The organism is Heliophilum fasciatum, assembly GCF_004341395.1.
In the GTDB taxonomy this organism is placed as follows: Bacteria; Bacillota; Desulfitobacteriia; order Heliobacteriales; family Heliobacteriaceae; genus Heliophilum; species Heliophilum fasciatum.
Map to the genome: position 1 here is coordinate 19,601 of NZ_SLXT01000011.1, position 18,678 is coordinate 38,278.

General features: G+C 53.7%; 17 protein-coding genes. 12 read left to right on the top strand and 5 right to left on the bottom strand.

Annotated elements, in window-relative coordinates; genetic code table 11:
- Positions 1-34 precede the first annotated feature (34 nt).
- A complete protein-coding gene (galE, locus tag EDD73_RS07440; protein WP_131919161.1) occupies positions 35-1,018 on the top strand; it encodes a UDP-glucose 4-epimerase GalE in 984 nt (327 codons plus the stop codon).
- Positions 1,019-1,044: 26 nt separating this feature from the next.
- Positions 1,045-1,722 (top strand): YigZ family protein, encoded by a 678-nt coding sequence (locus EDD73_RS07445; RefSeq protein ID WP_243116834.1) that lies wholly within the window; start codon positions 1,045-1,047, stop codon positions 1,720-1,722.
- Positions 1,723-1,803: 81 nt separating this feature from the next.
- Here EDD73_RS07445 and EDD73_RS07450 read toward each other — a convergent pair whose 3' ends face one another.
- Positions 1,804-4,092, bottom strand: coding sequence for a YcdB/YcdC domain-containing protein (locus EDD73_RS07450; protein ID WP_131919162.1), 2,289 nt, complete (start codon positions 4,090-4,092; stop codon positions 1,804-1,806).
- A gap of 200 nt (positions 4,093-4,292) precedes the next feature.
- Here EDD73_RS07450 and lgt point away from each other — a divergent pair, with 200 nt between their 5' ends.
- From lgt to EDD73_RS07470, 4 genes are all read left to right on the top strand, one after another.
- Complete coding sequence (gene lgt, locus EDD73_RS07455) at positions 4,293-5,126, top strand: prolipoprotein diacylglyceryl transferase (protein WP_165876380.1); 834 nt, start codon at positions 4,293-4,295, stop codon at positions 5,124-5,126.
- A gap of 56 nt (positions 5,127-5,182) precedes the next feature.
- The gene (locus EDD73_RS07460; RefSeq protein ID WP_131919164.1) at positions 5,183-6,367 is read left to right on the top strand and encodes a THUMP domain-containing class I SAM-dependent RNA methyltransferase; all 1,185 of its coding nucleotides are present in this window, start codon (positions 5,183-5,185) and stop codon (positions 6,365-6,367) included.
- 121 nt (positions 6,368-6,488) lie between these two features.
- On the top strand, positions 6,489-7,355 hold the full coding sequence (locus EDD73_RS07465) for a DUF4367 domain-containing protein (RefSeq protein WP_131919165.1): 867 nt from the start codon (positions 6,489-6,491) through the stop codon (positions 7,353-7,355).
- Entirely contained in the window at positions 7,355-8,233 is an 879-nt protein-coding gene (locus tag EDD73_RS07470; RefSeq protein ID WP_243116835.1) for an ABC transporter permease subunit, read from the top strand. Before EDD73_RS07465 ends, EDD73_RS07470 begins: the two co-directional genes overlap by 1 nt.
- Positions 8,234-8,389: 156 nt before the next feature.
- Here the strand turns inward: EDD73_RS07470 and EDD73_RS07475 are convergent, their stop codons facing one another.
- The 4 genes from EDD73_RS07475 to EDD73_RS14875 all read right to left on the bottom strand — a co-directional run bounded on the left by EDD73_RS07475 (position 8,390) and on the right by EDD73_RS14875 (position 11,606).
- A complete protein-coding gene (locus EDD73_RS07475) occupies positions 8,390-8,767 on the bottom strand; it encodes an RpnC/YadD family protein (RefSeq protein WP_131919166.1) in 378 nt (125 codons plus the stop codon).
- A 176-nt stretch (positions 8,768-8,943) separates the two neighbouring features.
- The gene (locus EDD73_RS07480) at positions 8,944-9,831 is read right to left on the bottom strand and encodes an RpnC/YadD family protein (RefSeq protein WP_131919167.1); all 888 of its coding nucleotides are present in this window, start codon (positions 9,829-9,831) and stop codon (positions 8,944-8,946) included.
- Positions 9,832-10,116: 285 nt separating this feature from the next.
- Positions 10,117-10,506 (bottom strand): RpnC/YadD family protein, encoded by a 390-nt coding sequence (locus EDD73_RS07485; RefSeq protein ID WP_131919168.1) that lies wholly within the window; start codon positions 10,504-10,506, stop codon positions 10,117-10,119.
- 179 nt (positions 10,507-10,685) lie between these two features.
- Positions 10,686-11,606 carry a ferritin-like domain-containing protein gene (locus EDD73_RS14875; protein ID WP_165876381.1) on the bottom strand — a complete coding sequence of 307 codons (921 nt, stop codon included), beginning with the start codon at positions 11,604-11,606 and terminating at the stop codon, positions 10,686-10,688.
- Between the two features lie 247 nt (positions 11,607-11,853).
- Here EDD73_RS14875 and EDD73_RS07500 point away from each other — a divergent pair, with 247 nt between their 5' ends.
- The 6 genes from EDD73_RS07500 to EDD73_RS07525 all read left to right on the top strand — a co-directional run bounded on the left by EDD73_RS07500 (position 11,854) and on the right by EDD73_RS07525 (position 18,619).
- Positions 11,854-12,798, top strand: a complete 945-nt coding sequence (locus EDD73_RS07500) for a nitronate monooxygenase (protein WP_131919171.1) — start codon at positions 11,854-11,856, stop codon at positions 12,796-12,798.
- Positions 12,799-13,089: 291 nt separating this feature from the next.
- Positions 13,090-13,917: an ATP-binding protein gene (locus EDD73_RS07505; RefSeq protein ID WP_131919172.1), complete on the top strand. Its 828-nt coding sequence runs from the start codon at positions 13,090-13,092 to the stop codon at positions 13,915-13,917.
- On the top strand, positions 13,910-15,952 hold the full coding sequence (locus EDD73_RS07510) for an anaerobic carbon-monoxide dehydrogenase catalytic subunit (RefSeq protein ID WP_165876382.1): 2,043 nt from the start codon (positions 13,910-13,912) through the stop codon (positions 15,950-15,952). The genes EDD73_RS07505 and EDD73_RS07510 overlap by 8 nt, the downstream gene beginning before the upstream one ends.
- 94 nt (positions 15,953-16,046) lie before the next feature.
- The gene (locus EDD73_RS07515; RefSeq protein WP_207668835.1) at positions 16,047-17,054 is read left to right on the top strand and encodes an ABC transporter substrate-binding protein; all 1,008 of its coding nucleotides are present in this window, start codon (positions 16,047-16,049) and stop codon (positions 17,052-17,054) included.
- Positions 17,023-17,796: an ABC transporter permease gene (locus EDD73_RS07520; protein ID WP_131919174.1), complete on the top strand. Its 774-nt coding sequence runs from the start codon at positions 17,023-17,025 to the stop codon at positions 17,794-17,796. Before EDD73_RS07515 ends, EDD73_RS07520 begins: the two co-directional genes overlap by 32 nt.
- Positions 17,789-18,619: an ABC transporter ATP-binding protein gene (locus tag EDD73_RS07525; RefSeq protein WP_243116836.1), complete on the top strand. Its 831-nt coding sequence runs from the start codon at positions 17,789-17,791 to the stop codon at positions 18,617-18,619. Before EDD73_RS07520 ends, EDD73_RS07525 begins: the two co-directional genes overlap by 8 nt.
- The last annotated feature ends 59 nt before the right edge of the window (positions 18,620-18,678 follow it).

Below are 18,678 nucleotides of genomic sequence, written 5' to 3' on the forward strand. Positions count from 1 at the left end.
CGAAATCGGCAACCTGCGTAACCAAAAGGAGGAAGTGCTTTTGTTTTTAGTGACTGGCGGAGCCGGTTATATTGGCAGCCATACGGTGTTGGCGTTACAAGCGTCCGGACATGCTGTGGTAGTTCTTGATAATTTATCGACGGGCCATCGTGATCTGGTGCCGGAAGGTGCCCTTTTTTATCAAGGTGATATTGCCGATGCGGATCTGGTGGGGGCGATCTTCCGGCGCCATCCCGTAGAAGGGGTATTGCACTTTGCGGCGCGCAGTTTGGTCGGTGAGTCCATGGGCGATCCGGGGGCTTATTTTTTGGCCAATACAGCCGGGACGGCGTCACTTTTGCAAACGATGGCGCGCCACGGTGTCAAGCGGTTTGTCTTATCGTCGACTGCCGCTGTCTATGGGGAGCCGGAAACGGTGCCCATCGATGAAGGGCACCGGCAACAATCGACCAATCCCTATGGCTTATCCAAATGGATGATCGAACAGATGCTGCCCTGGTTCGAGCGGGTTCATGGCCTGCGCTGGGCGGCGCTTCGCTATTTTAATGCTGCTGGCGCTGATCCGGCGGGACGAAGCGGGGAACGCCATGATCCGGAGACGCACTTGATTCCGAACGTCTTGAAAGTGGCCCTCGGTGAACGAAGCGCTGTAACCGTCTTTGGCGATGATTATCCGACGCCCGACGGAACTTGTTTGCGTGATTATGTCCATGTGGCTGACCTAGCCGATGCCCATGTGCTGGCGATGCAGCATTTGGACCGTGGTGGTCCGTCCGGTGTGTTTAATTTGGGCAATGGCCGTGGTTTTTCCGTGCTGGAAGTGATTGCTGCGGCACGCAAAGTCACCGGTCAACCGATTCCGGTGATGATGGAAGGGCGCCGCGCCGGCGATCCGGCTGTGCTGGTGGCGTCTAATGAGCGGGCGCGCCATGTGCTGGGCTGGCAGCCGCGCTATGGCGATCTGGAGACGATTGTGGCGACGGCCTGGTCCTTTGCTGCTGCGAAGGCAGGACGGTGAAGATCTTGAGCAAAGGGGTAAGTGCGTTGCAGGATCAACTTCCAAACAAATTGCTCCGCTATCGAACGGTCCAGGGTGAAGGTTGCGGGGAGATCGTGATTCAAAAATCCCGCTTTCTTGCTTATGTGAAACGGGCCGAAACGGAAGCGGATGCGTTACATTTCATTGAGCGAATTCGCAAGCAACACTGGGACGCTACGCACAACTGTACCGCTTACGTGGTCGGTGATCATGATCAATTTCAAAAGGCCAATGATGACGGCGAACCGGCGGGGACGGCCGGCAAGCCCATGCTGGAGGTCTTGAAGAAGTCGGGGCTTAAGGATACGGTTGTTGTGGTGACGCGCTATTTTGGCGGTGTCAAGTTGGGTGCTGGTGGCTTGGTTCGCGCTTACAGCAAAGCCGTCAGTGCCGGGCTGGCCGCTGTCGGTGTGATCGAGCGGACCCTGCACCGGCCCATTGCCATCGGGATTGACTACAGCCAACTGGGGCGTGTCGAGCGGGAACTGCGCACGGCGGGGATTGCCATTGCCGAGATTCGCTATTTGGAAACGGTGACGGTGGTGGCGCTGGCCGAGGCCGGTCAGGAAGAAGAAGTCGAAAAAAAAGCGATCGACTGGACCGCAGGCCAAGCGTTGTTGGAACGCTTGGCGCCGGTCTGGGTCGATCGCTCGGTAAGCTGTAATGACGAAGAGTTGTCATGAACGGACGTTGGAACGGTAGTGGTCGTTGGATTTGTATCGGAGTTGTAGTCGAAGCCGCTGGATTCGTTACGCAGGGTGAAGTTATTTTGGGATGTTCATCGCCCGGTAAATGGCGATGGCCGCTTGGGCGCGGTTGATTTGTTCGCCGGGGCCGTAGGATCTGTTTTCTTCGCTGTAGTTGCCGCGGATGATGCCGAGGCGCGATGCGATGATCACGTGGCCGACGGCGTCGTTTTTGATTAAGGCCGTATCGCTATAAGGTACTTGGAAGATGTCTGAGTAGCGTGCCGCCGCATCGAGGCCCAGGTAGCGCACGATCAACTGCGCCATCACGTCGCGGCGCAAGGGATCGGCGGGATTCATGTCTTCTTTGACTAAGCCCAGTTCCCGTGCTTGCCGGAGAATGTCTTCCTCGGTGCCGGTGGCGCCCATGCCTTCGCCGGCGCCTTTGAGGGTCAGCAGGGCGCGCAATACGGCGGTGCCGGTGGCCGCTTCATCAGGCCGGAAGCTGTTGCCGTATTCTTTGAAGAGGTTGGCTTTGCCCAGGAAAGCGATTTCTTTTTCACCGTAATGGCCTTGGATGTCGGTAAAGCGATTGCCGCCCGGTTGGACCGGCTTGCCTTGCCAGTCCAGGGGTTTGCCGGTCTGGGCATCAAGCAATTCAAAGAAGGGCATGGTCGGATCGGCGATGGGCTGGTAGACGAGACGGATTTTGGTCGGTTGGCCTGGCGCACGTTGCGTCAGGTACGATAAGGTTTGCGGACGCAGTTTAAAGTAGGCGTCCGTTGCTTTTTGCTGTGAAAGAATGTTTTGGGCACTCGGGAACACTTGATGCTTGTTCCAGTTCAAGTCATAGTTGACGACTTTGCCGTTCGTCACGTTAACGTAGGCGTAGTTGTCTTGGTAGACGATCCCGTTGACCAGGCGCTTGTAGAAGAAGCTGTGGTTGGTGGGACGGGGCATGCTGGAATCGGTGCTCGTGTTTTCCAACTGCAGATCTTTGAAATAGGCCGGGGCCACACTTTGCAGGAAATCTTCCGCCACTTTACGGGCTTCTGTCTCGGAAAGCTGTTTGGTGTTTTTTTGGTTTTCCGGGTCATTGATATCCAAACCCAACAGTTCGCCGGTGGTTGCATCAACGCGGGCCGAGACGGATTGGGGGTTACTGCCGCTGGTTTCCCACATCAAATACCAAACGCGGTCTTTGCCTTCATTGACGCTGTTGAGATTGGCTGAACGCAAGCTGGCTTTTTGCGTGGACGGTGCCCACCGTTTGACGATCCGGATGGCTTGCTCTTGGCTGATCAAACTGGCGGTGGTCGTCAGTTCTTTGATCTCTTGTTCGGTCAAGGGAGGCACGTCGTTGCTGCTGGCCTGCGTGATCGACGCGCCCATGCCCATGCCGCCTTCCGCTTTGCCGATGCCGTAAAAGCCTTGATGGTTTTGAATGGGTTCACCGCTGTCGGCATCAATGATGCCGCCTGAGGGGTGATTGAAGCGGTAGGCCAAGATCACTTTGGGCATTTGTCCGGTGGTCATGGGGCGCATGTCATAGATGCGCTGGTAGTTTAACTGCAGCATCCGGTTGTCGTCGACGATTTTCCGTGCTCGTTCCGGAGTGACGGCCGGTTTGGGCGATGGGACGTTGCCTTCGGTCCAGTTGAGACGGTAATTGAGGTAGTAGCTGTCTTCGCTGTTGATCGAAATCGTTACGCCGTTGTCGGCAAAGGGCAGGCCGTTAGCGATGCGCCGCCACTGGAATTCATAGGAGCCGGCCATATTGCCCGGTTGAATGTTCATCGCCGGATCGATGGGCACACGCTCCAATTGTTGGACTCGTTGCCCGGCAAGGCGTTGCAAGAGGGTTTGGGCCAGTTCTTCCGCTTCGGCGACGGTCACGTTGACTTGGGCTTGACTGCCGTCACGGCGATAGGTATTTTTCCAGTGCTCCAGGTAGGTAATTTCACCGGTCTGGGCGTTAACGGAAGCGCTGAGGTATTGATCGGCAATGCTGGGATTGGTCCATTGCAGACTCCACCCTTGTAGGGTATCATCATTGGTATAGCCTGAGGTAAAGTGGGTATATGTAGCGGGAATGATGATCGTTTGTTTGACTCGGTTGATCGCTTCTTCCAGAGTGATCTTGCTGGCTACGACGGCGCTGCTGCTGGTGGCCGGCTGGCTCTTGGTGGCGGCGCTTTTGGTGATCCTGTTGTTGCCAGCGGCGCTTGGGACGGCCGTCGAAGCGACTGCTGTGGGGGAGTTGGCCCAACTGAGGCCGGGTAAGGCGGCGCTGAGCATGATGGTGGCGAGGCCGGTAGCGGTTGCTCGCTGCCAGCGCGATGGGGATGACCAATTTTTCTGGGACATGACGATCCACCTTTCTTTTTTTCGGGGTAGCCCTGTGATTCGGGCATTGTTGCCATGGGGTCTTGTTGGGTAACCTATTGATTAGCGATAAGTCATGCCTTTTCCTGCCGGGCCGTTGGACCGTTGAACCCTTTGGCGTTGAATCCTTTACCCTTTCACGGTCGGGCAGGGGTGAAAGTAAATTGGAGGAGGTTTGCAGTTTGCCGATACCGATCGATCCGGTGGCCTTTACCTTGGGTTTTTGGAAGGTGCACTGGTATGGTTTGATCTTGACGTCGGCGATTGCGCTGGGCATTTACTTGTCCTGGCGTGAAGGTCAGCGTTTGGGGTTGGACGGGGATTTTTTGCTGGATGCGGCGCTGGTGGTCATTCCGGCCAGTATTTTGGGAGCGCGGTTTTATGAAGTCTTCGTGCTGAGTTGGGATTATTACGGCCGGCACCCGGAGGATATCTTGGCTGTCTGGAAAGGGGGCTTGGCGATTCATGGTGGTGTGCTGGCCGGTGCCGCTGCCGGGCTGGTCTTTGCCTGGCGGAAAAAGCAGCCTCTGTGGCGCTGGGCCGATGTGGTTGCACCTTATTTGATTTTATCACAAGCGCTGGGTCGGTGGGGAAATTTTATTAATCAAGAGGCTTATGGTGCGCCGATACCGCTCTGGCTGGAAGCATGGATGCCGCGTTGGCTTCGTGATCAGATGTGGATCGAAGGCACGGTGATGCATCCGGCTTTTCTTTATGAAAGTGTTTGGAACGTTCTTGGTTGTCTAGCGCTGCTGGCTTTTCGCCGGGGGAATCGCCCTTCCGGTATGACCTTTTTTCTCTATTTTGTGGTTTACAATCTGGGCAGGGTGGCGATTGAAAGCATTCGCATGGACAGTTCGTACTTATTGTTCCCTGGCCTCCGGACGGCCCAGGTGGTGGCGGTGCTGTTGATCCTGTTGGGACTGGCTGGTATGTACTGGCGGTCGCGTCAAGGGGAGCGTTATGAGGCGCCGGTGGGGGTCGCCGGGAAGCGGGAAGTTAAAACGGCGTCTTGAATCGGTATCCTTGGAAGTTGGAAGTTGAAATAATCGAAGAAATAGAGGTGGCTACATTGGCAAAAACGGTGGAACTGATTGCAACAGCAGCCTTTGGGCTGGAGTCGGTCGTCGCTCATGAGTTAAAGCGGCTTGGTTATGATGATCAAACGGTGGAAGACGGCCGCGTAACCTTCCGGGCCGACATGGCGGCCATCGCGCGGACGAACCTGTGGCTGCGCAGTGCGGAACGGGTCTTGGTCAAGGTGGGCTCTTTCCGGGCCATGACTTTTGAGGAGTTGTTTCAGGGTGTGAAGGCGCTGCCCTGGGCCGATTGGTTGCCGGTCAATGCTCTTTTTCCCGTCGATGGCAAGTCGATTCGCTCGCAGCTTTTCAGCGTGTCCGATTGCCAGGCGATCACCAAAAAAGCGATTGTCGAAAAGATGAAGCAAACTTATCGCCAGAACTGGTTCGACGAAAACGGGCCGAAGTATCAAATTGAAGTGGGCTTGCTCAAGGATGTGGTGACCTTGACGATCGATACGAGCGGTCCCGGGTTGCATAAGCGGGGCTATCGCCAGTTGAATGGGCCGGCGGCGCTGAAAGAAACGATGGCGGCGGCGCTGTTGTCGGTGGCGCGCTGGTATCCCGACCGCCCGCTCATTGATCCTTTTTGCGGCTCCGGGACGATTCCGATTGAAGCGGCCCTGATCGGCATGAATGTGGCGCCTGGCAGTTTTCGGGAGTTTGCAGCGGAAAAATGGCATCAGGTGCCGGCTGAACTCTGGCGACGGGCGCGGGAGGAAGCGCGTGATCTTGTGCGCCGCGATGAACCGCTGCGGATTGTCGGGACCGATATCAGTGAAGATGTGCTGAGTTATGCGCGCCATCACAGCCGCGTTGCCGGCGTGGCCGATAAGATTCATTTTCAGCGGATGGATGTCAAAGCGATGCGTTCGCGCTTTGATTATGGGTTTGTGATTTGCAATCCGCCTTATGGGGAGCGGCTCGGCGAGCAGGAAGAAGCGGAGGCGGTCTATCGTTCGCTGAAGGAAGCTTGTGCGACCTTGCCGACGTGGTCGGTTTTTGTTTTAACGTCTCATCCGCGTTTTGAGTTTTTCTTTGGTCGTAATGCTGATAAGAAGCGGAAGCTTTATAATGGGCGGATTCAGTGTAATTACTATCAGTATTTCGGTCCTCGTCGCCCGCGGTTGGAGCGGACGGCGGCGGCGGTACCGGCAGCGGCTGAGGTAACTGAATAGGTTTCTCCTGAACGGTGAAAGCTGTATTTATCTGTTTTTCTTGATGACCAGTAAGCGGGGCTTGGCGCAACGGTCATGAGAAAACAGGAATACGCTGGAGCAGATATGGGAGGAATCAACGATGGTTCGTCGAATCGGGCGCGACCGGTTTGATCTGTCGCGGATCCTGATTGCGTTGCTCGTCCTGGCAACGGTGGCCGGGGTCTTTGCTTTGACACCGGTGCGACAAGCAACGGCTGATTTTCTGGGGCTTTTCCGGGCGAAAAAGATGCAAACTGTGCAGATTGATCCGGCCGCCATGGAAGAGATGGCGGCGCAAATTCGCCAGCAGGTAGGGTCTGTTGATCTGGCGCAGTTTGGCCAGGTAGAGATGGTCATGAAGCCGGAGCAAAAGCAAGTGCCCTGGTCGCAGGCCGGGTCGCTGGTGGCGTTGCCTTTGCGCCAGCCCTTGGACTTGCCTGCCGGCATGACGCCGGTGGAGCCGGTTACGGTGTTTACGGGGGGACATGCTTCGTTTACGCTGAAAGTGGATGCAGTGAATCAGTTGCTCACGAGTTTGGGATCGAAAGTGCTTTTGCCGGCCACCTTAAATAACCAGCCTTTTGCTATTGCTATCCCGCAAGGTGTGCAACGGGACTATGTGCTTAAGGAGCAACGGGTGACTTTTTCGCAGTTTGCCAGTCCGGAGATCGTAGCGCCGCCGGGAACGGATGTGGAGGCGCTTCGCTCATCCTTGTTAGCCCTGCCTTTTTTGCCGCCGGACTTGCGTCAACAACTGGCGGCGATTGATGATTGGCACAATACGATGGTCGTTCCCTATGAAGCGAGCCGGATGGAAAAAGTACAAGTTAATGGTGAGGATGCTGTCTTTGCGCGCGGTGATGGCGGTCAGCAGCATTTGATTTGGATGGAGCAGGGGAATCTCTATCAGCTACGTGGTACGATCAGCAAAGAAGCGATGCTGCAGATGGCCCGGCGATTAAGCTGATGGGACGGATCGGACCGATGGGCACGATTGCGCGGTTGACTTTTATCGAAGCCGTGCGCAAAAAGGTGTTTTTGTTGTCCCTTTTGTTGGCGCTGTTGTTTTTGGGCCTTTATGTGTTGGGCATGGATTTTGCCGCTCAGGAGATTCAGCGGGTTCGTGCCCTTCATGGCCGGCCGCCGTTGTTAGGGCAGATGATTGGTCGACAATTGCTGGCCATGGGGCTCCATTTTGCGTCTTTTTTGTTGGCGATGCTTTTGCTGGTGACCAGTGTCGGTGCGATTATGGGTGAGTTGGAAAACGGTCTGATGCATGCTGTGGCGTCCAAGCCGCTGGCGCGCTCGCAGATCATGCTGGGCAAGTTTGTTGGCTTCGGTGCGATGACGGCCATTTATGGGACGGTGCTTTTTGGCGCTGTGCTGGCGGTCAACGGGATCTATAACCAGGTCAGTTTAGAAGGGTTGTCTTTGGCTTCGCTGGTCGGTGCTTGGGCCGTGTTTTTACTGCAGCCGCTGGTGCTGCTGGCTATTGTGTTGCTGGCGGGGACGTGGCTCAAGACGGTCGCTGCCGGGGTGGTGGCCATGACCTTTTATGTGCTTGCCGGTGTGGGCGGCTTCTTGGAACAGGTGGGCGGGCTCTTGAGCAAGCCGCTGATGGTGCAGATTGGTATTGCTGTTAGTTTGGTGATGCCCACCGATGCGCTGTACCGGAAGCTGATGGCGATGGTCACTACCAGTGATGTCAGTCCGGCATCGACGATGTCCATGGGGCCATTGAGCATGGGGGCGCCGCCCAGTGATTTGATGGTGCTTTATGCCGGTGGGTATGTCGTGGCGTTTTTGCTTCTGGCGCTTTGGCGCTTTGAGCGGATGGATCTGTAATTGTTAGACGCGCCGGTTCGGACGCGCTGTTGTAGGATGGAAAAAAGGTTATGAAATCAAGCAAAAGACCTGTGCTGGCGCACAGGTCTTTTCTGGCTGCTGACAGAGTCAGTGGCCTTGTATTTTTATTGACCGATCGTGAATTTTCGAGGCATGTCAATGTAAGGTTAATTGCAGCTTACGTACCTCTTCATAAGGCAATCCGGTAATCTTGACTACGAGTTCAGGCGGGAGGCCTTCTTTAAGTGCGTTCAGGGCATTTGTGTGCTGGGTCTGTTTTATCCCTTCTTCCCGCCCTTCTTCTCGCAACCATTTCTCAATATCGGTCATTCTCAGCACCTCCAATAACATTTTCTTGATGTGATCTGGGAGAATCTTATCAGTAATAGCAATAATGCTGGCGATACATAATCCCTGTGCTGGTCCTTGGACTTCTTTGGCGAGATAGGCCGCCTGGACGGCCAGTTCTTCTTCAGTAAATTGGTTGCTGCGCATCAAAGGAAGAAAAATGAGCTTAAGTATATTGTAGATCACAAAGACCTTGGATCGCTAACATGATCCAAAGTCTTTTGCTTCAATCCACGCGTACCGCCAAGCGATACATCGTTAACCAGAACAAGACCAGTGCCGGCGCACAGGTCTTGTTCTGACTGCTGACAAAGTCAGTGGCCTTTTATCTTTATCGACCGATCATGAATTTTTGAGGCATGTCAATGTAAGGTTAATTGCAGCTTACGTACCTCTTCATAAGGCAATCCAGTAATCTTGACTACGAGTTCAGGCGGGAGGCCTTCTTTAAGTGCGTTCAGGGCATTTGTTTGCTGGGTCTGTTTTATCCCTTCTTCTCGCCCTTCTTCCCGCCCTTCTTCCCGCCCTTCTTCTCGTCCTTCTTCCCGCAACCATCTCTCAATATCGGTCATTCTGAGCACCTCCAATAACATTTTTTTGATGTGATCTGGGAGAATCTTATCAGTAATAGCAATAATGCTGGCGATACATAATCCCTGTGCTGGTCCTTGGACTTCTTTGGCGAGATAGGCCGCCTGGACGGCCAGTTCTTCTTCATTTAATTGGTTACTGCGCATCAGAGGAAGAAAAATGAGCTTCAGTATATCGTGCTCATCCAAGCCCACATGATTGTGAATTTTGTGTTGTAGCCGCTCCATTTCCAGGTCGCCATCAAAAGTGCGCATAAAGACATTGTCCACGCGATACGTAAGGGAGGACATTTCTAAAGTCGCCGGTGCTTCTTTGACATTACCAGCGTAAATCACGGCGGTGTGCACAGGTTTGCCGTGACGCTCGACGATTCGTGCCCCATAGAGAGCAATACGGCGCAGCAGTTCCGGCGGTGTGTTAACTTGAAATTCCAGATGCAAAAGGCTGTCATCTTCCAAAAGAAAAACAAAATCGATCCTACGTTCTTTGGCTTCCACCATGGGCAACACTGTCGGCACTGCGCGAAGCACGCGAGCGGTATGCAGCCCAAATACATCCAATGTCTTGTCCATAAACGTTTCGGCCATAAATTTCATGACGATGTCCTTGTTCTGATAGGCTACCTCAGTAGTTTGCACAGAATCTTCTGCCTGGGTCATCTTCTTCCGTCACATCCTTTCTTTATTGTATCATGTTTCTGAACTACAAGTTTGTTAGAGTAATATTCGACACCATAAGTTAATTTCCTTTTTATGTATACACCTTTTTGTAATTATTTTGAAGAATCAAAAAGACCTTGGATCGCTAACTCGATCCAAAGTCTTTTGCTTCAATCCACGCGTACCGCCAAGCGATACATCGTTAACCAGAACAAGACCAGTGCCGGTGCACAGGTCTTGTTCTGACTGCTGACAAAGTCAGTGGCCTTTTATTTTCGAGGCATGTCAATGTAAGGTTAATTGCAGCTTACGTACCTCTTCATAAGGCAAACCGGTAATCTTGACTACGAGTTCAGGCGGGAGGCCTTCTTTAAGTGCGTTCAGGGCATTTGTGTGCTGGGTCTGTTTTATCCCTTCTTCCCGCCCTTCTTCTCGCCCTACTTGTCGTCCTTCTTCTCGCAACCATCTCTCAATATCGGTCATTCTCAGCACCTCCAATAACATTTTTTTGATGTGATCTGGGAGAATCTTATCAGTAATGGCAATAATGCTGGCGATACATAATCCTTGTATTGGTCCTTGGACTTCTTTGGCAAGATGAGCCGCCTGCACGGCCAGTTCTTCTTCAGTAAATTGGTTGCTGCGCATCAAAGGAAAAAAAATGAGCTTAAGCATATTGTAGATCACAAAGACCTTGGATCGCTAACATGATCCAAAGTCTTTTGCTTCAATCCATGCGTACCGGCCAAGCGATACATCGTCAACCAGAAAAGACCTGTGCCGGCGCACAGGTCTTTTGCTTGGGAATGGCTATGGTTATGGTTATGGTGGTTACCGTTACCCTGTAGTTTCCGTTATTCCATGGAACGGGGATAGTGAGGCATGGGGTAGTTGGTCGGCATCCGGTACATGGGGCTGAGATCGCAAGGATCAGCCGGGCGCTGGGCGGGATAAAGATCACAAGGGTCAGCGATGGGACGGGGATAACTCTGGCGGGGGCGCGGTGCCGACCGTTTCGGGCTGATCCGCTCAGGCATGGGATGGCGCTCATGGGGCATGGGATGACATTCGTGCGGCATGGGATGACATTCGTGCGGCATGGGATGGCACTCGTGCGGCATGGGGTGGCACTCGTGCGGCATGGGGCGGCATTCTTGCGGCATGGGATGGCATTTTTCTTGTCGTTTCGGTCGGCACTCTTGGGGCTTATGGTGTTCGTGATGGCAGTGCTCTACCGGTTTGGGGCAAGCTTCCGGTGCAGGGTGGCACTCCATCGGTTGCACCGGTAAGGGCTGCAGCGGCGCTGTCAACACCGGTTGAGGAACGCGGGGCGGGCAGCAACTTCCCTCGGCATCGCTGAGCAAGATCGGCATACGCATGGCATGTTTGGCTTCGTCGGTGCGGGTCATAAAAAAGAGGTTCTTGAGATGAGAATTGCATGCTTTCAGGTATTGTTCGCCATATTTTTTGTAGTCCGCTGTCTCGGCGATGATCCGTGCTTTCACGGCTTCGGTGAATTCCGGTACGCAGGGGTCGCAGACTGGTTTAGGGCAATAAGGGCAACCGGTAATCATGCGATAGGCATCCATGAAACACTGGGCATGTAATGCTTCTTCGCGGCTGAATTCCATGAGCAGCTTGGCGGCTCGCGCTGTAGGGGCATTGGCTGCCATGATCGCGTAATAACGGCTGTCACAACGTTCGTCGTTGATGTATTCTTCAAGGTCACGAATCAAAGATTTTTTGCTGCTGCCGCAACAATTGGCGTTTTGCACGTGAATCCACGCTCCTTTGGGATGTTTGTTTGCTTTTCGCGATAACATATGGATGATGGGTGAAATGGGTGCCATAATTTGCCTTGATTCGGATCTGTTTTTTGACTTCTTGTTTTTGAATATGCCGTTGCATCCGGATCTGGGAGCATCGAAAGTCTTCGCGTGGCAGGGTTTTTTTGCTATAATGAGCAAGATCACCTTGCCAAAATTGATGTGTAATTTTTGATGTTGATAGGGGAGAGTTTACGTGAAAACAAGATTGACCGAGTTGCTGGGGATTCAATATCCTGTGCTTCAAGGGGCCATGGTCTGGATCTCGGAAGCCAACTTGACCAGTGCCGTTTCCAATGCCGGTGGTGCCGGAATTATTGCGGCTGGTGGCCGAACGGCTGAATGGCTGCGTGAGGAAATCCGCAAGACCCGTGAACTGACGGATAAGCCTTTTGGTGTCAATATCATGCTGATGGCGCCCAATAAAGAGGAAATTGTCGATGTGGTTTGTCAGGAAAAGGTCGCTTTTGCGACGCTCGGTGCAGGCAATCCGGTGCCTTTTTTTGAGCAACTCCACGGGGCCGGTGTCAAGGTGATTCCGGTGGTGCCCAGTGTCCGGCTGGCGCGCCGTGTCGAAGAAAAGGGTGCTGATGCGGTGGTCATCGAAGGGATGGAAGCGGCGGGGCATATCGGTACGCTGACGACGATGGCTCTGCTGACGAATGTGATTCCGCAAGTGAAGATTCCTGTGGTGGCTGCCGGTGGTATTGCTGACGGTCGTGGGATGGCGGCGGCGCTGTTGATGGGCGCCTCTGGGGTGCAAATGGGATCGCGCTTTTTACTAGCCGAGGAATGCCTGGTTCATCCCAATGCGAAGCAGAAAATTATTGAGGCGACTGATACGGACTCGGTGGTGACCGGTTATTCCCGTGGCCATGGCGTTCGTGGGTTGAAAAACAGTTTTTCTTCCAAGTATCTGGCGCTGGAAGTGCAAGGGGCGCCTGATGAGGAACTGACGGCCTTGGCAACGGGGACAAGCAAAAAAGCCGCCATCGACGGTGATGTCGATGAGGGCTTTGTGCAGGTCGGTCAAAGCTTGAATGTGTTAACGCGTATTGAGCCGGTGAAGACGATCATCGAGGGAATGGTTGCGGAAGCGAAGGCGACGCTGGTTGGTGCACCGCGGTTGGTGGAGATGTAATCGTTGTTGTAGCCAAAGGGGCAAAGGAGAGACTGGCACAGAAATTATCTTTTTTTCCGTGAGGCGCTCACCGGAACGGATGGTTCCGGTGGGCGCTTTGTGTCTTTAGGTGTTGTCATTGCGTATTATCTTCGCTCGTGTTTCTGGTGGACACAAATAATAGTATCCTGATTATATTTATAGGAATTTATTCTTGACGATGGTGGGGATTTATTATACAATCTCAATCGGGATACATGCATATAGCTGACCAGACAAACTGGAAGAAACCGATAAGGGTGGAGAAGTAGAATGAAGATTGCCGTTGTTGGCAAAGGCGGTGTCGGCAAGACGACCCTTGCCGCTGCGCTGGCTCGTACCCTCGACCACCGGGGATATCAGGTAGTGGCGATTGATGCCGATCCCGATGCGAATCTCGCCTCGGCACTACCCCTTGACGCCAATGAGCGCGAGAGGATTGTCCCTTTGGCCCAGCAAGGTGCTTTAATTGACGAAGCGCTGGGCGGAAAAGAACAACTTCGTGATGGCCTTGTACCCCTTAACCCCGATGTGCGCCCCTTGATTGAGCAACTGAGCGTCTCTTGGGGGCAAGGACAACGCTTGCTTACCTTAGGGTGGACCAAAGGTGGTGGACAAGGCTGTTATTGTAAAGAAAATGCCTTGTTAAGCCGTGTTCTCTCGGCAATTCCCTCCGGGTCCAAGGATGTTCTGTTGATTGACAGTGAAGCTGGGCTGGAGCACATGAGCCGTGGCACGATTCGCAAGATTGATGCGGTGATTGTTGTCTTGGAACCGGGGGCACGCAGTGTGCAAACGGCCCGGGACCTGCACCGGTTAGCCCAAGACTTGCAAATTCCCAAGTGCTTGGCAGTGCTCAATCGTTGCCCATCTCCGGAGGAACGCGAAGAAGTGCAGCGGTATTTGCCCACTTGGCCCATCGTCGCCGCGTTTCCCGATGATCCTGCGATCCGTCGTGCTGATCTGCAAGGCAGTCTTCCTCCGCTGTCCGGTGCTTTTGGTGAAGGTGTAAAACAGATTTTGCAACAGTTGTTCCCTCCGGCGGACAATGCGCCGGTGGACAACGCACCGGAGAACAAGGAGGGTAGCCATCATGCATGATCCACAAGAGTTGAATGAATATCGTCGTACCTTCCCGTCAACGCAACAAGTGCTGGAGGAAACGCCTGATCCCGGTGTGCGGGCGATGCTCCGTCATTTTGCGGACCAAGGATTGGAAACTACCTTTGATCGTTTTGATGCACAAAAACCGCAATGTACTTTTGGACTTGCCGGCACGTGCTGCCGCAATTGTAATATGGGACCTTGTAAAATCACACCGAAAAGCCCACGCGGTGTTTGTGGCGCCGATGCTGACTTGATCGTGGCCCGCAATTTTTTGCGTTGGGTCGCCGCCGGTGTCTCTGCCCATGGTGCTCGTGGGCGGGAAGTCATGTTGGCGCTGAAAGGCGCTGCTGAAGGAACGATTCCGCTGCCGATCCGGGGACCGGAAAAAGTGCGTGCCGTAGCCAAAGCGTTGGGGATCACGGCAGATAGGCAAAATCATGAACGCCAGGATCGGCAAGGTCAGCATCAAGCGGGCCATGATCAACAACCCCGGAATCTGCAAAGCCTGACTGGATCGGATGATCAAGAACCTTCTACTGAGGAGCTTCAAGCCGAAATCCGCTCACTGGCCGCGCAAATTGCCGATGTGCTGCTGGAAGATCTTTCGCGGACCGTTCCCGGTGAACATAAAACCTTGGCGGCCATGGCGCCGCCCGAACGGATCGCGACTTGGCGTGATTTAGATATCCTGCCGATCGGTGCCTATCACGAAGTGTTTGAAGCGCTCCATCGTACGGGAACCGGTACTGATGGCGATTGGGAAAACATCGCCCGACAAATCTTGCGCTGTGGTCTGGCTTTTGCTTGGTCCAGTGTCCTCGGTTCGTCGATTGCGATGGACAGCTTGTACGGTCCGCCCCAACGCCAGCGCATCAGCGCCAATTTCGGCTCTCTCAAGCCGGAGTACGTCAACATCGCGATCCACGGTCATTCTCCGGTGATGGCCTCAGCGATTGTACAGGCCGCTGAATCGCCGGAAGCCATCGCCCGTGCCCGTGAACTGGGGGCCGCCGGCATTCGCCTCTATGGCATCTGCTGTTCGGGATTGTCCAGCTTGTACCGTTATGGCCAAGTGCACCCCTTAAGCAATGCCATCGGTGCCGAACTGGTCATGGGCACGGGAGCGCTTGATCTCTGGGTCGCCGATATTCAAGACGTTTTTCCCAGCATCATGAATGTGGCCGCTTGTTTCCATACCAAAGTCGTGACGACCCATGATGCAGGGCGGTTACCGGGCGCGATACATATTGGTTTTGATCATCACCATCGTAATCTGAACAAAGTCGAAGCAATGGCTGCCCAAATTGTCGGGCTGGCGATCGAAAATTACCCCCGCCGCAAGGAAGGCAATGTGTTTATTCCGGAGACATCCATCGATGCGGAAATCGGTTTTTCCGTGGAGAATGCATTGCCCCTCTTTGGCGGCCCGCAAGGATTATGGCAGTTGATTGACTCCGGTCAGATCCGGGGAATTGTCAACTTGGTCGGCTGTAACAACCCCAAAGTGATATATGAAAAGACGATCACCGATGTGGCTGATATTTTACTGGCTAATGATATTTTGATTCTCACCAACGGCTGTGCTTCTTTCCCGCTCTTGAAGCTGGGCTACTGCCATCCTGACGCGTTGGCGCAAAAAGCCGGCCCTGGTCTGCGCCAAGCACTGGAAGCGCATGGACTTCCGCCGGTCTGGCACATGGGCGAATGCCTCGACAATGCCCGAGCATCAGCGCTCTTCCGTGCCGTCGCCGATGCGGCAGGAAGACCATTAAAAGCGATGCCCTTCGCTTTTTCCAGCCCCGAATGGTCGAACGAAAAAGGTGCTGGTGCTTCGTTAAGCTTCCGGTTGCTGGGATTGAATTCCTACCACTGTGTGCCGGCGCCGCTCTTTGGCTCGCCCAATGTACGGAAGTTTTTTGAGCATGATACGGAAGCGCTGTTAGGTTCGGTCATGGTTGTTGATCCTGATCCACGCCGACTTGGTGAGCGGATAGTGGCGGATCTGGAGAAGCGGCGAAGTCAAAAATAGAAGCGAAGAATACAAAGAGATTCGCTGCTTTCAAATTAGGTTAAGGATACCTACGGGGCAACGGAGACAAGTGTGAGAAGAGAGGGCGGTTAATTTGTTTCAGGTCATCATGAATCGTCGGGAGTTAATTAAAACCGGTCTATGGACGATGACGGCCGGTGCAGCGCTGATGGCCGCTGGCTGCGGTTCATCGAATTCACAGACCCTATCCGGCAGCGGTGCCGGTGCCAATAAGCCGAAGCTGAAAATCGGCTACCTGCCGATTACGGATCACTTGACCGTCATCGGCTTGGATCAGCATCAATTTACCCATAGCCAAGTGGAAGCGGTGAAATTCTCCAACTGGGCCGAGATCGCCGAAGCAATCAAAGCCGGTGCTATTCAAGGTGCTTTTTTACTGACGCCCATCGGGCTTACGTTACGGCAAAAAGGGGTACCGCTGAAAGCCGTCATGTTGGGACATCGCAATGGTTCGGTGCTGACCGTGAAAAAAGGCGATGGTGCCCAAAAAATTGAGGACTTGCGCGGTAAAACCGTAGCGATTCCCAGTCGCTTTTCCACGCACCACATCTTGATCCGCAAAGCCTTGGCCGATCGCGGTGTGGCCGCTTCGGAAGTGAAATTGCTCGACATGGCGCCGCCGGAAATGGTCAATGCCTTGGCGACGGGCCGGATCGATGCGTTTATCGTGGCTGAACCCTTTGGCGGTCAAGCGGAACTGCAAGGTCATGGACAAGTGCTGACCTTGTCCAAAGATTTATGGCCCGATCACATCTGCTGCGCCTTAAATATTCAGGAATCGGTGCTGCAGCAACACCCGGAGGCCGTTACCGAACTGGTCGGTAATCTGCAAAAAGCCGGCGCTTTTATCGATGCCAACCCGGAAGAAGCGAGCAAGCTGTCGGTGAAGTATTTAGGTCAAAAAAAGGAAGTCATTACCCATGTATTGACCCAACCACGCGGGCGGGTAACCTTTAATCAATTGGCACCGGCATTGTCTGATTTTACGGCAACGCAAGATTACATGCTTCAGTTTGGGATTACGACGGAAAAGGTGGATTTGGCTCAGTATGTGGACAATCAATTTGCGAGCGCAACTTGACGGCTGGCTAGCCTTTTTGCTGGTGCTTTTGCTATGGACGGGAGTGGCCGGATTCTATACGCCGGAGCAGTTGCCGTCACCGCTCGATGTGCTGAAAGCGTTTCCTGAGCTTTGGGAAGCCGATATGCTCGGCAAGCATATCCTGGTGAGCATGGGGCGTTTTCTCACGGCCTACGGGTTGGCAGTGGTCATCGGGATTCCACTGGGACTTTGGATGGGCTGGGTAACACGGGCGCGGCAGGCCCTTGATCCGATCATCCAGTTTCTACGGCCCATTTCACCGATCGCTTGGTTTCCTTTGGCTGTGCTTTGGTTTGGTATCGGCAATGCACCGGCAGTGTTTATCATTTTCTTAGCCGCTTTTTTTCCGGTGGTGGTGACGACGGTCAGCGCTGTCCGTCAGGTCAATCCCCTTTATTTAAAAGTGGCCTATGATTTTGGCGCCGGTCCCTTGATGGTTTTTCGGCAAGTGGTGCTGCCGGCCGCTTTTCCGCAGATGATGAATGGCTTACATATTGCTGTTGGGACGGCTTGGATTCATCTGGTCGCCGGTGAAATGCTTGGCGCCCAAAGCGGCCTGGGGTATTTTATTGTCGATTCACGCAACTTCTTGCGTACTGATTGGATCATCGCCGGCATGATCATGGTCGGGGCGATTGGCTTGATCATCAATCGCTTGATGCGCACTGCGGAGCGCTGGATCTATCGCCAGTGGGGACAGGAGGCAGGTAGTCATGAATAATGTAAAAAAAGTTTCTCCTGAGGCGGAACTGGATCCACGTTCGCGTGACTTGGTGTTTCAAATGCGCGGCGTCAGTAAATCCTTCCCTACGCCGGAAGGGCCTTTGCGGTTAGTCCTGGACGATGTGAATCTGGATATCCAGCAAGGCGAATTTGTTTGCCTCTTAGGTCCCAGTGGCTGCGGCAAGACCACCGTAATGAATCTGTTGGCACGGTTTATTACCCCTACATCGGGAACGTTGCTGGTCCATGGCGAACCGTTGGTCGCGCCGAACCCGAAGCATGTGACCATTTTCCAAGAACATGGCCTTTTTCCCTGGCGGACCGTGATCGACAATGTGGCCTTTGGCGTGCAGGCGCAAGGGGCAAGCAAAAGCGATGCCCGCGAAAAAGCGATAAAATACTTAGAACTGGTCGGGTTACAGGAAGTGGCCACCTTGTTTCCGCATCAGTTGTCCGGTGGGATGCGGCAGCGTGTGGCCATTGCGCGGGCGCTGGCGGTGGAACCGGAAGTGATCTTTATGGATGAGCCGTTTTCGGCGCTCGATGCTTTTACGCGCTACCGTTTGCAAGATGAGATGTTGCGCATCTGGCAAGATCAGAAAACAACGATTATTTTTGTAACTCATGATATTGATGAAGCGGTGTATTTGGGCCAAAAAGTGGTGGTCATGGCACCGAATCCGGGGCGGATTGAAATGGTCTTGCCGATGAATATCGCTCGCCCTTGTGAACGGACGGACAGCCAGTTTCTCTATTATCGCCGTGAAATTTTCAAAGCTTTTCAATTGGTTCATGAGTGGGCACCGGAATATGCCATTTAGTTTAGTTGGGCAACTTGGGTGGGGATGATGGAGGATCTATCCAGGCCTGCTTGGAAATT

Excerpts from the sequence above, each read along its gene's own strand:
- EDD73_RS07485 (WP_131919168.1), bottom strand. The coding sequence starts at position 10,506 with ATGCTTAAGCTCATTTTTTTTCCTTTGATGCGCAGCAACCAATTTACT.
- EDD73_RS07505 (WP_131919172.1), top strand. The coding sequence starts at position 13,090 with ATGAAGATTGCCGTTGTTGGCAAAGGCGGTGTCGGCAAGACGACCCTT.
- EDD73_RS07520 (WP_131919174.1), top strand. The coding sequence starts at position 17,023 with ATGTGGACAATCAATTTGCGAGCGCAACTTGACGGCTGGCTAGCCTTT.
- EDD73_RS07470 (WP_243116835.1), top strand. The coding sequence starts at position 7,355 with ATGGGACGGATCGGACCGATGGGCACGATTGCGCGGTTGACTTTTATC.
- EDD73_RS07450 (WP_131919162.1), bottom strand. The coding sequence starts at position 4,092 with ATGTCCCAGAAAAATTGGTCATCCCCATCGCGCTGGCAGCGAGCAACC.
- EDD73_RS07465 (WP_131919165.1), top strand. The coding sequence starts at position 6,489 with ATGGTTCGTCGAATCGGGCGCGACCGGTTTGATCTGTCGCGGATCCTG.
- EDD73_RS07480 (WP_131919167.1), bottom strand. The coding sequence starts at position 9,831 with ATGACCCAGGCAGAAGATTCTGTGCAAACTACTGAGGTAGCCTATCAG.
- EDD73_RS07525 (WP_243116836.1), top strand. The coding sequence starts at position 17,789 with ATGAATAATGTAAAAAAAGTTTCTCCTGAGGCGGAACTGGATCCACGT.
- EDD73_RS07510 (WP_165876382.1), top strand. The coding sequence starts at position 13,910 with ATGCATGATCCACAAGAGTTGAATGAATATCGTCGTACCTTCCCGTCA.